The sequence below is a fragment of the Microbacterium azadirachtae genome, from assembly GCF_000956505.1.
Classification (GTDB): domain Bacteria; phylum Actinomycetota; class Actinomycetes; order Actinomycetales; family Microbacteriaceae; genus Microbacterium; species Microbacterium azadirachtae_A.
On record NZ_JYIX01000019.1, the window covers coordinates 1 to 13,949 of the forward strand.

Below are 13,949 nucleotides of genomic sequence, written 5' to 3' on the forward strand. Positions count from 1 at the left end.
AACCCCGGCACGGCCCACCCGGCACCCGCCAACGCCCGAACCCCGGCACCGAACCCCGGCACCGTCCACCCGGCACCCACAAACCTCCCGGCTGGGGATCCTCACGGAATCCATACGCTTCATTTCCTTCACGAATTTGTGAAATCGGCGTAGCATCGCCGCCATGAACACGATCATCCGCACCGACGGCCTCACCAAGCACTACGGCCGCGTGCATGCGCTCGACGGGCTGGACCTCAGTGTCGACGAGGGCCAGGTGCACGGCTTCCTCGGCCCGAACGGGGCCGGCAAGTCCACCACGATCAGGATCCTGCTGGGTCTCGCGCGCAAGACCGGCGGATCCGCCACCGTCTTCGGGGACGACCCGTGGACCGCAGCCGTCGGCATCCACCGCCGCGTCGCCTACGTGCCCGGCGACGTCAGCGTGTGGCCGAACCTCTCCGGCGGCGAGGCGATCGATTTCCTCGCCCGGCTGCGGGGCGCGACGACCAAGGATCAGGGCTACCGCGCCGAGCGGGAACGGCTGATGACGGCGTTCCAGTTCGATCCGCGCAAGAAGGGCCGCGCCTACTCCAAGGGCAATCGGCAGAAGGTCGCGCTCATCGCGGCGTTCGCCGTGCCGGCCGACCTCTACATCCTCGACGAGCCGACGAGCGGGCTGGATCCGCTCATGGAGGTGGTCTTCCGCGACGAGGTGCAGCGGATCCGGCACTCCGGAGCGACCGTGCTGCTCTCCAGCCACATCCTGTCCGAGGTTGAGCTGCTGTGCGACCGGGTCAGCATCATCCGCGCGGGGAGGATCGTGGAGTCCGGCACGCTGCCCGAGCTCCGCCACCTCACGCGCACCGAGGTGTCGTTCGAGGCCGCGGACGCATCGGCCCTGGCCGGGATCCCCGGAGCCCACGACGGCATGATCGACGACGGCCGCGCGCGGTTCACGATCGACAGCGACGCGATCCCGTCCGTGCTCCCCGTGCTGGGCCAGCGCAGCGTGACGGGTCTGCGGATCGAGCCGCCGTCCCTCGAGGAGCTGTTCCTGCGGCACTACGGCGACGACCTCGCCGCCCTCCGCGCCGCCGAGGACGACTCGTCGACGGGCACCCGCGCCTCGCGCCGTGCCGCGGCGAAGGAGTCATGATGGGCGCACTGCTCCGGCAGCGCCTGCGCCGCGACTGGCTGCAGGTGCTCCTGTGGATCCTCGCCACGGTCCTGATGGCCTTCGCCGGCTACGCCGGCGTCACCCAGTCCTACGCCACGCACACCGACCGGGTCGAGGTGCTCTCGGCCGTGATGGCGAACCCCGTCATCATGATGTTCCGAGGCCTCCCCTCCGGCGCGTCCGAGGGTCAGTTCCTCTCGTTCGAGATCCTGCCCTGGCTGACGATGCTCGCGGCCCTGATGAGCACGTTCCTCGCCGTCCGCCACACGCGCGGCGACGAGGAGGCAGGGCGGGCCGAACTCGTCGCCGCCACACCCGTCGGGCGTGCGCTCCCCACCATCGCGACGATCATCCACGGCGTCGCCGCGAATGCCGTGCTCGGCGTGCTGGTCGCGCTCGCGCTGATCGGATCCAAGCTCGACGCCCCCGGATCCTGGCTCATGGGTGCCACCTCCGCGACCACCGGCATCGCGTTCCTCGGGATCGGCCTCATGGCCGCGCAGCTCATGCGCACCTCGCGCGGCGCCAATGCGCTCACCGTGTGGATCCTGGTCGGCACGTTCCTCGTGAACGGGATCGGCAACGTCGCGGGCACCCCCAGCGACGACCTCACCCGCATCACGAGTTCCGGCCTGGTGTGGGCTTCGCCCTTCGGCTGGGCCGAGCAGGCGCGCCCGTACGACACGGACAACGGCTGGCCCGCTCTGCTCGGCCTCGCCTTCGGGCTGATCCTCGCGATCGTCGCCGTGGCGCTGCAGTCGGCTCGTGACATCGGCGAGGGCTTCGTCCCCGCTCGCCCCGGCCGGGTGCACGCGCGGCCGGCACTGTCGACACCGCATGCACTCGTCTGGCGGCTCACCAACGGCGCGATCATCGGCTGGGCCATCGGCGGCGCCCTCACCGGGGTGCTCGCGACCAAGCTGTCCGGACTCGCCGGCCAGATCTCCGGGCAGAACCCCGCGGTGCAGCAGATCCTCGACAAGATCGGCAAGGCCGGCAACCTCGAGGAGACGGTCGTCTCGGTGTTCTTCACGATGATGGGGATCCTGGCCGCCTGCGCGGCGGTGCAGATCGTCGCGCGCGCACGGCAGGAGGAGGCGCACGGCACCGCCGAGAGCGTGCTGGCCCAGCCGATCGGACGCGTGCGGTGGCTCCTCGACTACCTGCTCGTGGCGACGTTCGCGATCGCGATCATCGTCGTCGCGACGATGCTCGCGGCGTACGCCGGGCTCGCGGGCGACAAGGACGCGTCGTCGCTCGCACAGGTCGTCACGGTGGTCGGGCTCGGGCAGGGACTCGCCGCGTGCGTGTTCACCGTGCTCACCGGCCTCGTGTTCGTGCTGCTCCCCCGCGGCACCGTGGGCATCGCCTGGGCGCTCGTGCTGCTCGCCACGCTGTTCGGACTGTTCGGGCCGCTGTTCGGTCTGCCGGAGTGGACCACGCGATTCTCGCCCTTCTCGGTCACCCCGATCGTCATGAACGGCGACGTCGATCTGCGCGGCACCTGGTGGCTCGCGCTCATCATCGCGGCGGGCGCGGCGGCAGCGCTCACGCTCATGCGCCGCCGCGAGCTGCACACGGCGGGCTGACCCGGCTCGACCGCGGGATGATGGAGTCATGAACGCGCAGGATCCGGCACTCCCCGTGCATCACGGGGTCGATGCCGCGGAGGCCGCGGCGGCGATGATCGCCGCCGTCGGCTTTCCGCGCATGCCAGGCCGGGTGATGATGGCGCTCATCGCCGCGCCCGCCGACGGCTACACGGCCGCGGAACTCGCGGACCGCCTCGGGGTGAGCGCCGCGGCGGTCTCCGGCGCCGTGCGCTATCTGCAGACGATCCAGGTCATCCGCCGCGTCTCCCGGCCCGACCGCCGACGCGACCAGTACGTGATCATCCCGGACACCTGGTACGGGCTCATGACCAACAACGGCCCCATCTACGATCGACTCGCCGCGCACATCGAGGCGATCGGCGCGGAGCACGACGAGGATCACGCCGCCAGGGACCGGGCCTCGGAGATGGCGGAGTTCTTCCGCTTCATGGCACGGCGCATGCCGGAGCTCGTGGACGAGTGGGAGACGTATCGCGCGGGACTCCGCGACAACTGATCGCGGTCAGCTCGCGCGACGACGCCCGTCGGCGTCCGCGATCGGGAGCATCCCCACCGTGAGGCCGTCGAGCAGGCTGCCGGGCGCGATGCCCAGGGCGTCGGCGATCCGCACGAGCGTCGGGACGCTCGGCATCGCGCGGCCCGTCTCGTAGGCGCGGATGTTCGACGAGTCGATGCCGCTGTGCGCGGCGACCTGGTCCTGCGTCAGCGTGGCGGCCAGACGGGCTCCGCGGATCTTCTCGCCGATGTGCGAGGCAGCGGCGGATGGGACTCGGGGCACCCTTCAAGCGTCCGAAATACCGGCGAGATGTGCCAGGGCAGACTCACCCGGGCTTTAAGCACCTGCGGTCTTCGACGGTCTGAGACCGGGAAAGGCCCGCCGGAGCGGGCCCTTCCGAGGTCTCAGCCGGCGAGCACCACGCGGAGCTGCTCGAGAGCCCAGTCGAGCTCGGTCGCGCGCACCACGATCGGCGGCGCGATGCGGATCGTCTGACCGTGCGTGTCCTTCACGAGCACGCCGCGATCGAGGAGCTTCTCGGCGATCTCCCGGCCGGTGCCGCGGGACGGATCGATGTCGACGCCGGCCCAGAGGCCCGCCACCCGAACCTCGGTCACCCCGTGGCCGAGGAACGCCTCGAGCCCTTCGCGCAGGTGCGCGCCGAGCGCGCGGGCGCGCTCCTGGAACTCCCCCGACTCGAGCATCTCGACCGCGCGCAGCCCGACGGCCGCCGCCAGCGGATTCCCTCCGAAGGTGGATCCGTGCTCGCCCGGGCGGATGACACCCAGCACGTCCTCGTTGCCGACGACCGCCGACACGGGCAGGATCCCGCCGCCGAGCGCCTTGCCGAGCAGGTACAGGTCCGGCACGACGCCCTCGCGGTCGCACGCGAAGGTCTCGCCGACGCGGCCGAGGCCGGACTGGATCTCGTCGGCGATGAACAGCACGTTCCGCTCGTCGCAGATCTCGCGCACCCGACGCAGGAATCCCTCGGGCGGGATGATCACACCGCTCTCGCCCTGGATCGGCTCGATGAGCACCGCGACCGTGTCGTCGGTGATCGCGGCGGCGATCGCCTCGGCGTCGCCATAGGGCACGGCGTCGAAGCCGGGCGTGAACGGGCCGAAGCCGTCGCGCGCCGACTCGTCGTCGCTGAAGCCGACGATCGTCGTGGTCCGACCGTGGAAGTTGCCGTGCGCGACGACGATGCGCGCCGCATCAGGGCGCACGCCCTTGACGCGGTAGCCCCAGGCGCGCGCGACCTTGATCCCGGTCTCGACGGCCTCGGCACCGGTGTTCATCGGCAGCACCAGATCCTTGCCGCACAGCCGCGCGAGCGCGGCGGCGAACGGCTCGAGCCGGTCGTTGCGGAAGGCACGGCTCGTGAGAGCGACGCGGCCCAGCTGCTCCTCGAGCGCGGCGACGAGCGCGGGGTGGCGGTGCCCGAAGTTCACGGCGGAGTACGCCGCGAGCAGGTCGAGGTAGCGCTTGCCCTCGACGTCGGTCACCCAGGCGCCTTCGCCGCGGGCGATCGTCACGTCGAGCGGCGCGTAGTTGCGCGCCACATGCCCTTCGACTCGCTCCGCGGTTCCTGAGCGAGCGGAGCGAGACGAAGGGCGCTCAGGAACCACGGCTCCGGTCGTGCCGGCATCCGGATCCTGCCCGGAGATCGTCCCGTGCTCGGCGAACTCCCTGACCTGCTCAGGCGTCATCACGCACCACCCTTCGTCTCGCTCCGCTCGCTCAGGGCACCGCGCAGTTCCAGGGTGCAGCACTTGATGCCGCCACCGCCGAGCAACAGCTCGCTGAGGTCGATCAGGATCGGGTTGTAACCACGCTCGCGCAGTTGCTTCTCGAAGCCCTTGGCGCGCGGCGAGATGATGACGTTGTAGCCGTCGCTCGCGGAGTTCAGGCCGAACACCGCACCGTCCTCGTCGGAGACGAGGATCGCGTCCGGGAAGCGCTCTTCCAGGGCCTTGCGGCTGGCGTCGTCGAAGGCGTGCGGCAGGTACGCGATGTTGGCGGCCGCAGGGCCGCCGTTCGCCTCGCCGATCACGGGGTCCAGCACGGTGAGGGCGGTGTCGAGGTGGTAGAAACGGGGGTCGACCAGCGTCAGCGTCACGACCTCGCGACCGAAGACCTCGCTCACCTCGCGGTGGCTGTCGCCGGCGGAGCGGAAGCCGGTGCCGGCCAGGATCACGTCGCCGGCGAGCAGGAAGTCGCCCTCGCCCTCGTTGATCTCCTCGGGCATGACGGTGTCGAAACCGTTCGCGCGGAACCAGTCGGCGAACGCGGGGGCCTCGCCCTGGCGCTGCGCGTAGTAGAAGGACGGCACGTAGGCGCGGCCGCCGATCACGAAGCCGCCGTTGGCGGTGTAGACCATGTCGGGGTAACCGGCGAGCGGCTCGATCAGCTCGACCTCGTGACCGAGCTCGAGGTACAGGTCGTACAGCTTCTGCCACTGCGCCACGGCCTTGGCCGTGTCGGTCGGGTTGGCCGGCTCCATCCACGGGTTGATGCTGTAGTTCACCGTGAAGTGCTCGGGCTTGCACATCAGGTACCGGCGGTGGTGCGCGGTACGGGCCGGCGTGGCGGTGGCGGTCTCAGGCGTCGACATGAGGCTCCTCGGAATCTTCGGTCGCGGCGGACGCTGTCCTGAGGCCCGGCGGTCCTTCGATCCGGCACATCGTGGATGCGAGGAGAAGATGCGACACGGGCACGCCGTCGTCCATTGTCTCACCCGAGGCTGGACGTGGCCATCACGGCGCGGTGCCGGCTCAGATCACCCCCGCGCTCCAGTCGTCCGGGTTGCCGTAGCGGTGCGCGGTGATCGCGATGGCCTGCTCGTGCAGGAACGGCAGCAGCTCGATCCGGCCCGCCGTGGTCACCTCGCCCGCGAAGATCGCCAGATCCGGATCTCCCTGCACCGCCTCGGCGAGCACGGCGTGCAGGGCCGCGACGTCATCCGTCGCCCCCACGATGCGCACGCGGTTCGGCCGCGCCGGCGCGCCCTCGACGGCGGGTTCCTTCCCGCTCCCGTCGCGATTCCTGCTGCTTTCCGTGCGGTTTTCCCGCAGATTCTGCGACGGGAGCGGATCGGATCCGTCGCCGGACGCCGCCGGTCCGGTGAACCGCTGGGTCCACTCCTCGTCGCTCTCCACGAACACGGTGACTCCGGCCTCGCCCAGCACGCGGCGCACTGCGGCGGGAAGGCCGATCGGAGAGGAGAGCGTGAACGCGCCCCCGCCGCGGATCGCGGCGATCGCCACCCGCAGCAGCGCCCGCAACGGGGCCTCGCCCGTGGCGCGCACGGCGACCGGCACCGAGCGGTACCGGAACAGATTGCGCTCCACGCCGAGGCGCGAGACGTCGCGCACCCTGCCGAACTCGCGATCCCAGGCCAGCGCGTCCGAGAGCGCGGCGCGACGCAACCACTCGAAAGCCGTGTAGTCGAGCGACGGCTGCGCGGCCTCGATGAGCGCGGTGATCCGCGAGTCCAGTCCGCGCAGGTGCAGGGTCGTGGATCCGGCGCCGCCCGTGTCTCGCCAGGAGCCCAGCCCGATGAGGTGGTTCGGACCGCCCGCCTTGGCGCCGGTGCCGACGGAGGAGCGCTTCCAGCCGCCGAAGGGCTGACGCTGCACGATGGCGCCGGTGATGCCGCGGTTCACGTACAGGTTGCCGGCCTGCACGCGGTCGAGCCACAGCGCGAGATCGGCCGGATCCTGCGTGTGCAGCCCCGCGGTGAGGCCGTACTCGACGGCGTTCTGCAGGTCGACCGCCCTTGCGAGCGTCGGCGCGTGCATGATGCCGAGCACAGGGCCGAAGAACTCCTCGCGGTGGAAGCGCGATCCAGGCTGCACGCCGAGGCGGATACCCGGCGTCCACAGCCGCCCCTCGGACCCGGGGATCTCGCGCGGCTTCAGCAGCCACTTCTCGTCCGGGGCGAGTTCGGTGAGCGCCCACTTCAGCTTGCCCTGCGGCGGCTCGATGACCGGCCCGACCTCGGCGCGCGGGTCCTCGGGCCAGGCCACGCGCATCGACCGGGCCGCGTCCACGAGCTGGCGCGCGAACCGGCGGGAGCGGCCCACGGGGCCGACCAGGATCGCGAGCGATGCGGCGGAGCACTTCTGTCCGGCATGCGCGAACGCGCTCTTCACGAGGTCGGCGACCGCGAGATCCAGATCCGCGGACGGGGCGATCACGATCGCGTTCTTGCCGCTCGTCTCGGCGTGCAGCGCCAGGTCGTGCCGCCAGCTGCGAAACAGCGCGGCGGTCTCGAAGGATCCGGTGAGGATCACCCGGTCGACGTCGGGGTGCGCGATGAGCTCGCGGCCGAGCTCGCCCTCGGAGATGTCGACGAACGCGAGCAGATCACGCGGGATCCCGGCGTCCCAGAGGGCGGCGGCGATCACGGCGGCCGAACGCCGCGCCTGCGGGGCGGGCTTGAACACGACGCCGGATCCCGCGGCGAGCGCAGCGAGCACGCCGCCGGCGGGGATCGACAGCGGGAAGTTCCACGGCGGGGCGACCACGGTGAGGCGGGCCGGCACGAACGCGGCCCCGGGGATCGCGTCGAGTTCGCGGGCCTTGGCCGCGTAGTAGCGCGCGAAGTCGACGGCCTCGCTGACCTCGACGTCGCCCTCGGAGATCACCTTGCCCGTCTCGGCGGCGGCGACCTCGATGAGCTCTGCCCTGCGCGACTCGAGCACCGCCGCGATCCGCAGCAGCACCTCACCGCGCTCGGCCGCAGGCCGCGCACCCCAGGCCCCGGCCGCGGCGCGCACGCGGGACAGGATCCGGTCGAGCTCCTCCGCGTCGGTGACGCGGGCGCTGCGTACGATCCCGTCCCCCGTCGTGGACCCGGGGATGCGGGCGAGGATCTCGCGCGCCCACTCCCGGTTCGCGGGGAGTGCCGGATCGCTGTCGACGGCGTTGCGGAAGCCCGGGGCGCCCGCGGCGATCGCGGACTCGTCCTCGCGCGCGGCGAACACGGCCGTCTCCACGAAGGTGTCGCCGGGATCCACGGCCTCGGCGATCCCGAGCACGGCCTGGGTGAGCGCGGCGGACTCCGCATCCGGATCCGTGGTGAGCGCGGCGGACTCGTGCACCGGGGCGAGCCGGTTCTGCCGGCGGCGCGGGCGGGTCGGCAGCGCAGGGTCGGCGGAGCGTTCGAGCGAGAGCGCGAAGCGGTTGATCTCGCGGTCCAGCGCATCCGGATCCTCGTGGAGCCGGAAGGCGGAGGACAGGAAGTTCTCCGGCGAGGCCGTCTCCTCGAGCCGCCGCACGAGATAGCTGATCGCGACGTCGAACTCGCGCGGCTTCACGACCGGCACGTAGAGCAGCACGTGCCCGACCTCGCGGCTCACCGCCTCGACCTGCCCCTGCGCCATGCCGAGCAGCATCTCGAACTCGATCGGCGCGGATCCGGATCCCGCATCGGCGGTGCCGGCGCCGGCCCCTTCGACAAGCTCAGGGACCGACGCACGCACCCCGCGGTCGCCCGCGAGGAGCCACGCGTATGCGATGTCGAAGAGGTTGTGACCAGCGATGCCGATGCGCACGGCCCGGACGGATTCGGGCGTGAGCGCCTCGTCCAGGCAGCGCAGGTAGTTCGCGTCGGTGTCGATCTTGGTGTCGTAGGGCGCCGGCGTCCAGCCGTGCAGGGCCGCTTCCACGCGCTCCATCGCGAGGTTCGCGCCCTTCACGAGGCGCACCTTGATCGGCGCGCCGCCGTGGTCGACGCGATCCTTCGCCCAGGCGGTCAGCTCGCGCAGCGCCGGCAGGGCGTCGGGCAGGTAGGCCTGCAGCACGATGCCCGCCTCAAGGTCCTTGAGCCGCGGATCCTCCAGGATCCGCGTGAACACCGCGATCGTGAGGTCGAGATCGCGGTACTCCTCCATGTCGAGGTTGATGAAGGTCTGCGCGCTCTTCGGGCTCGTCGATGCCCACGGATCCCCTGCCGCCGTCAGGTACAGCGGCAGCAGCCGCTCCGCGACCTGCTCGACGACCTCATCGAAGGCCCACATCGAGATGCGGCTCACGACCGCCGACACCTTGACCGAGACGTAGTCGACGTCGTCGCGGCGGATGAGCTCATGGATCCCGTCCAGCCTCCGCTGCGCCTCGTCCTCCCCCAGCACGGCCTCGCCGAGCAGGTTGAGGTTGAGCCGGGCGCCGCCGGAGCGCAGCTTCGCGATCGTCGGGGTGAGCTTGGCGGGGCGCGCGTCGGCGATGAGATGCCCGACCATCTCGCGCAGCACCGTGCGCGCGATCGGCACGGTGGGCGCGGGGAGCCCCTGCGCCACGAGCCCGCCGGCACGGACGGCGGCGCGCAGGTACCAGGGCAGGAATCCGGGCACGAGCGGCGCCACGCGGTTCAGCCCCGCCGCGGCCGCGCCGAGGCTCTCCGGCCGCATCACGTCGTCGACGAAGCCGAGCGTGAACGATAGCCCGTTCGGGTCCCGCAGCACGCCGGCGAGCCGCTCGGCCGCCGGATCCGCATGCGTCGCGGCGGCTTCGTCGATCCAGCGCTGGGCGAGGACGACGGCCCGGCGGGCACGCTCGGTCTCGGCGGCGTTCAGCCACTGCGGCATCGGTTCGTCCTTCCCGCCTCGCGCCTTCGGGGGTGGGCGCGGAATGCTCCCCTCCAGCATGGCGCTCCTCGGCCCGCACGGCAGGGCGGCACGCCCTCCGCGCCTCTCTATATGCTGTGCTCGTGGGGGAAGAGCAGGAGGCGGATCCCGCGCCGCCGGCCGTCGCGGAGGCGGCCACGCGCGCGGCTTCCGAAGCGCGCATGACGGCGTGGGCCAGGAAGATGACCGATCGCGTGCCGACGGGGTGGCTCATCAGCGGTACCGGTGCGGTCCTGCTCGCATCCACGGCGGCGTTCGGTGGCCTCGCAGACGTCCCGAAGCCGAAGCCCGCGGAGCTGCGGGCGGGTGAGCACTTCGTCGGATCCGAGCTCGACATGTCGGTGGTCAGCGCGGCGATCGGCGGAGAGGTGCGCGGGACGAGCATCTACCCCGCAGCGGGGCAGCGCACGCTTGTCGTCGTCCTCGATGTCACGAACGAGTTCGACAAGCCTCGGCTCGCCGCCACGAAAGACGCCCTCCGCGGAATCGGCGTCGAAGACGTCGCTCTCGAGGGGTTCGATGCGAGCCGCGTCGTCGACGGCAGCAACACCACGTTTCTGCAGCCTGACGTACCCGCCCGAGTGCGACTCGCCTGGGCAGTCGACGCGGACGTCGTCTCCGTAGGGGATGAGATCCGCATCGTACTGCCCGATTCCACTCACTACGTCGGCGAGCTCTTCACCCGTGGCGACTATTGGTCCGACGTCCGCACCGGCGCGTTCGTGACCGTGCAGGTCGACGCGCTGCCCGCCGAGCAGGAGGCGACGCCGTGACCATTCCCCCTCCACCTCCGCCGGCCACCGCGGCCAGGTCGGCCCTGGTGCCTGCCGCGGCACCGCGCCGCCGCCTGCGCACCGCCGGGACCTGGGCCCTGTCGGCTGCGCTCGTCGTGGCGACATGGGGTCTCACCCAGGTGCAGAAGCCCGAAGACGCTCCCTACGAAACGTTCGTCAGCGCGACCATTGTGGGCGAGACCGCCACGGCACGCAATCTGTCGGTGACAGTCACCCGCATCCGCGCAGGGCGGGCGGTGTCGGACGGCGGCCGCTGGCATGCCGAGGGCACCTGGCTCGTCGTCGACTTCGACGCGGCTGCCGTCCAAGATCAGTTCGGGGCTCTGCTGCAGGTGACGAACCTGCGCCTCGGCGGGCGCACCTACTCGGCCACGGAGCGCGGGGAGACCGCTGCGGACATGGTCCTGATCACTGGCGTGCCCCGGCACGGCAGCATCGCGTTCGAATTGCCCGAGGGCGCACTGAAAGGAACGGCGACGCTTGAGTTCGCCCCCACGTACACCACGGTCGCCGACGGGGTGGTCGAGGTCACCGTCGACCTCGATTCCCTGCCCCTGCAGAACGAGGTGGAATTGGATCCGGAGAGGTGGGCGCGATGACGTCCAGCGCGCGCGGCTGGTGGCGCAGCAACGCCCTCGCGCTCGGCCTCGTCACCGTCCTGCTGCCCGCCACGGTCCTCGGGATCGGATGGTGGCAGTGGAAGTACGCCTACCCCGACTCCGGTCAGCCGATCTGGGCCGTCGAGCCCGGCGCATCCGGCACCGTCGACCTTCAAGAAGCGACCTGGGGGCCGGTGCGGGCGAAGGAGGTGTCGGACACGAAAGGCCTCGACATGCCACGGAACGCGAAGCTCATCCTCGTGGGAGTGAAGGTGACGCCCACGGCCGACAAAGGGCCAGGCTGCTGGGCGCCGAAACTCGTCGAGAAGAGCACGGGGAGAGTGTGGCTTTCGGCGCGCACCGAGCTGGGGCTGCTGTGGGACGACGAGGAGCCCGAGGACTGCGTACCCACGCTGGAAGGCGAGAAGGCCGAGCCCTACGAGCTGGTCCTGCCGTACGTCGTCCCCGACGACGTACGGGGCCCGTTCTGGGTCGAGGTGGAACCGCTCTTCGCCGAGTCACGATTCGTTCGCTTCAGCGTCGACCCCTGATTCGCATCAGTCCGGCGGATTCAGGGGCGGCGCCGGGGCACCGGGAGGCAACGACGCCGTCATGTCGACCGAATCGCCTGCTCCCCCACGAAGCCGCGCCGCGGGCAGGGCTCCCGCGGCCGCAGTGATGGCCGCTGCGTCGACCTCTTCCGCGGTGGCGGGCGCCGCCGCGTCGGTGCGGGCCTCCTGCGCACGGCGCAGCATCCCGAACGTGGTGTCGTAGGCGCCGGCGATCAGGGCGAAGCGGATCGGCTCGACGATGAGCGGCGGGATGAGGAAGATCACCGGCCAGTACACGGCCCAGAACAGGTCAGCGTCGTGCGGTCCGATCCACCGGCTCACCCCGTAGCGCAGCCATGACTCGGCGACGATCACGACCGTGTAGAGCAAGGCATAAGAGGCGATGATCACCGGCCCCGCCCGCCACATCAGCAAAATCGCCCGCCAGATCGGGAGAAATCGCGAGCCGAGCTCCGTGCCCAGGTCGCGCAACCGGCGCATCACCGGATTGGGCACCTGTGCGACGCGATCCCGCATCTCAGTGACGAGGCGGTGCTGGATCTGCAGCTTCTCTGCGACGATCGCCTGTCCGTAGACGACACCCGCCACGGTGAGCCATGCCAACGGCGCGAGCAGGACCGGACCGGCCTGCGAGAGGAGCCAGCCGACCCCGTCGCCCAACCAGACGATCGGCGGGAACCAACCCCCGAACGCCGTTCGCACCTCGCCGAGCCAGGCCATCACCGCCCGGTTGTCGACCCAGGTCGTGGCGGCGTCGGTGAGGTCCTTCAGCAGAAGGATCGAGAAGAACACCCAGACCACCTCGCAGTACACCGCGAGCACCGCGAAGGTCCGGGGCAGCCTCTTCGACCAGCGGCCCCACGCCCACCGTGCGCCGAAGGCGACGACGATGATGAGTACGGTCCAGACGTTGAACGAGAGCTCGAGCACGTTGTCGCCCGGGTCGAAGGTGCGATCGGTGCCGAGCGTGGCGCCGATCTCCTCCTTGTTCTTGGCGAGGGCGCGCAACCCGTACGCTTGCACGTCCTCGCGCAGCAGGCCCTGCGCGGCATACACCGCGAAGAACGGCAGAATGCTCGCGAGCAGCGCCGTAAGGAAACTGCGGCGGCGTTCACCGACGGACTCCGGTACCGGCGCCACGCTCTGCAGGGAGCGCAGGCCGTCACGCATCGACAGCAGGATGCCGACCAGGCTGATCAGCCGGGCCAGCACCGCGAACGGAAGGATCAGCAGTCCGCCGACTGAGCTGTAGGCGCCGACGAAACCGGCCAGCTCCGTGACCCAGTAGTTCGCGATTGTCCCCGCCAGATACCACGCGAGCATCGCCGGCCAGTGCATCCACAGGACCCGGCCGGTCGTCCGAAGTATCGCCCCCACGGGCTCAGATTAGCGCGCTCGCTCCGCGGGCGACGAGGCCCACCGCGCGCATGCCTCAGTCCGCCCAGACGCTCGGCGCGGGCGCCTTGGTCGGCGGCAGCGCGGACGCCGCAGCCCAATCGTGGATCCAGTCCTCGACGCCGGGTACATCGTCCGGACGGCCCAGCGCGCCGAAGAACTCCTCGTGCGAGACGGTCCCCCCGGTGCGGCGCAGCATGCGCGCGCGCACGATCACCTTGGCGTACACCTCGCCGTCGACCACGGCGCGGTGCTCCAAGAACAGCGCTTTGTCGTCGTGCCCGATGAACCGGGACTCGACGTCGAAACGCTGCCACAGCTCGAGCGACTTGCGGAAGGTGATCGTCTCGCTCGAGACCACGGCGTACCAGCCGCGCTCCTTCATCGCGTCGAACAGCCCGGTGCGGATCAGCAGATCCCATCGGCCGAGGTCGAACAGGGACAGATACCGGCCGTTGTTCATGTGCCGCAGGATGTCCAGATCCGTCGGCAGCGTGGTGAGACGGATCCGCCCGACCGCCGTCGGAGCCAAGGTCTGCCCCCGGCGGGAGCGCCGGCGTGCAGAGAGGACGACGAGCAGGGTGCGCCAGATCACGTTCACACGAGGAGCGTAGTGAATCCGGCACGGATTCCCCTGATCGATTGTCGGATTCACACAGTCCCGGCACGACGTGTCAGAGTGCCCATAG

The 13,949-nt window shown here is 70.8% G+C and carries 12 protein-coding genes; 6 read left to right on the top strand and 6 right to left on the bottom strand.

Annotated features, from left to right (window positions below; translation table 11 throughout):
• Nucleotides 1–163 precede the first annotated feature (163 nt).
• The 3 genes from RS86_RS01245 to RS86_RS01255 are packed head-to-tail and all read left to right on the top strand — an operon-like array spanning nt 164 to nt 3,268.
• Nucleotides 164–1,138, top strand: a complete 975-nt coding sequence (locus tag RS86_RS01245) for an ABC transporter ATP-binding protein (protein WP_052679997.1) — start codon at nt 164–166, stop codon at nt 1,136–1,138.
• Nucleotides 1,138–2,748, top strand: coding sequence for an ABC transporter permease (locus RS86_RS01250; protein WP_235281560.1), 1,611 nt, complete (start codon nt 1,138–1,140; stop codon nt 2,746–2,748). Before RS86_RS01245 ends, RS86_RS01250 begins: the two co-directional genes overlap by 1 nt.
• A 28-nt stretch (nt 2,749–2,776) precedes the next feature.
• Complete coding sequence (locus RS86_RS01255) at nt 2,777–3,268, top strand: GbsR/MarR family transcriptional regulator (RefSeq protein ID WP_045270396.1); 492 nt, start codon at nt 2,777–2,779, stop codon at nt 3,266–3,268.
• 6 nt (nt 3,269–3,274) lie between these two features.
• On the opposite strand, the gene RS86_RS01260 is transcribed toward RS86_RS01255, so the two are convergent.
• From RS86_RS01260 to RS86_RS01275, 4 genes are all read right to left on the bottom strand, one after another.
• Nucleotides 3,275–3,550 (bottom strand): helix-turn-helix domain-containing protein, encoded by a 276-nt coding sequence (locus RS86_RS01260; RefSeq protein WP_052679998.1) that lies wholly within the window; start codon nt 3,548–3,550, stop codon nt 3,275–3,277.
• A gap of 122 nt (nt 3,551–3,672) precedes the next feature.
• Complete coding sequence (gene rocD / locus RS86_RS01265; RefSeq protein ID WP_082076475.1) at nt 3,673–4,980, bottom strand: ornithine--oxo-acid transaminase; 1,308 nt, start codon at nt 4,978–4,980, stop codon at nt 3,673–3,675.
• Complete coding sequence (gene ddaH / locus RS86_RS01270; protein WP_045270397.1) at nt 4,980–5,885, bottom strand: dimethylargininase; 906 nt, start codon at nt 5,883–5,885, stop codon at nt 4,980–4,982. The genes rocD and ddaH overlap by 1 nt, the downstream gene beginning before the upstream one ends.
• A gap of 160 nt (nt 5,886–6,045) precedes the next feature.
• Nucleotides 6,046–9,861, bottom strand: coding sequence for a proline dehydrogenase family protein (locus RS86_RS01275; protein ID WP_045270398.1), 3,816 nt, complete (start codon nt 9,859–9,861; stop codon nt 6,046–6,048).
• A gap of 122 nt (nt 9,862–9,983) precedes the next feature.
• Between RS86_RS01275 and RS86_RS01280 the strand changes: the two genes are divergently transcribed.
• The 3 genes from RS86_RS01280 to RS86_RS01290 are packed head-to-tail and all read left to right on the top strand — an operon-like array spanning nt 9,984 to nt 11,844.
• The gene (locus RS86_RS01280) at nt 9,984–10,673 is read left to right on the top strand and encodes a hypothetical protein (RefSeq protein WP_045270399.1); all 690 of its coding nucleotides are present in this window, start codon (nt 9,984–9,986) and stop codon (nt 10,671–10,673) included.
• Nucleotides 10,670–11,293, top strand: coding sequence for a hypothetical protein (locus RS86_RS01285; RefSeq protein WP_052679999.1), 624 nt, complete (start codon nt 10,670–10,672; stop codon nt 11,291–11,293). The genes RS86_RS01280 and RS86_RS01285 overlap by 4 nt, the downstream gene beginning before the upstream one ends.
• Nucleotides 11,290–11,844 (top strand): hypothetical protein, encoded by a 555-nt coding sequence (locus tag RS86_RS01290; RefSeq protein ID WP_152642023.1) that lies wholly within the window; start codon nt 11,290–11,292, stop codon nt 11,842–11,844. The genes RS86_RS01285 and RS86_RS01290 overlap by 4 nt, the downstream gene beginning before the upstream one ends.
• A gap of 6 nt (nt 11,845–11,850) precedes the next feature.
• Here the strand turns inward: RS86_RS01290 and RS86_RS01295 are convergent, their stop codons facing one another.
• Nucleotides 11,851–13,242, bottom strand: coding sequence for a hypothetical protein (locus RS86_RS01295; RefSeq protein ID WP_152642024.1), 1,392 nt, complete (start codon nt 13,240–13,242; stop codon nt 11,851–11,853).
• Between the two features lie 55 nt (nt 13,243–13,297).
• Complete coding sequence (locus RS86_RS01300) at nt 13,298–13,861, bottom strand: acyl-CoA thioesterase (RefSeq protein ID WP_045270401.1); 564 nt, start codon at nt 13,859–13,861, stop codon at nt 13,298–13,300.
• Nucleotides 13,862–13,949 lie beyond the last annotated feature (88 nt).

Coding starts and splice junctions, on each gene's coding strand:
- RS86_RS01245 (WP_052679997.1), top strand. CDS start 164: ATGAACACGATCATCCGCACCGACGGCCTCACCAAGCACTACGGCCGC.
- RS86_RS01250 (WP_235281560.1), top strand. CDS start 1,138: ATGGGCGCACTGCTCCGGCAGCGCCTGCGCCGCGACTGGCTGCAGGTG.
- RS86_RS01255 (WP_045270396.1), top strand. CDS start 2,777: ATGAACGCGCAGGATCCGGCACTCCCCGTGCATCACGGGGTCGATGCC.
- rocD (WP_082076475.1), bottom strand. CDS start 4,980: ATGACGCCTGAGCAGGTCAGGGAGTTCGCCGAGCACGGGACGATCTCC.
- ddaH (WP_045270397.1), bottom strand. CDS start 5,885: ATGTCGACGCCTGAGACCGCCACCGCCACGCCGGCCCGTACCGCGCAC.
- RS86_RS01275 (WP_045270398.1), bottom strand. CDS start 9,861: ATGCCGCAGTGGCTGAACGCCGCCGAGACCGAGCGTGCCCGCCGGGCC.
- RS86_RS01290 (WP_152642023.1), top strand. CDS start 11,290: ATGACGTCCAGCGCGCGCGGCTGGTGGCGCAGCAACGCCCTCGCGCTC.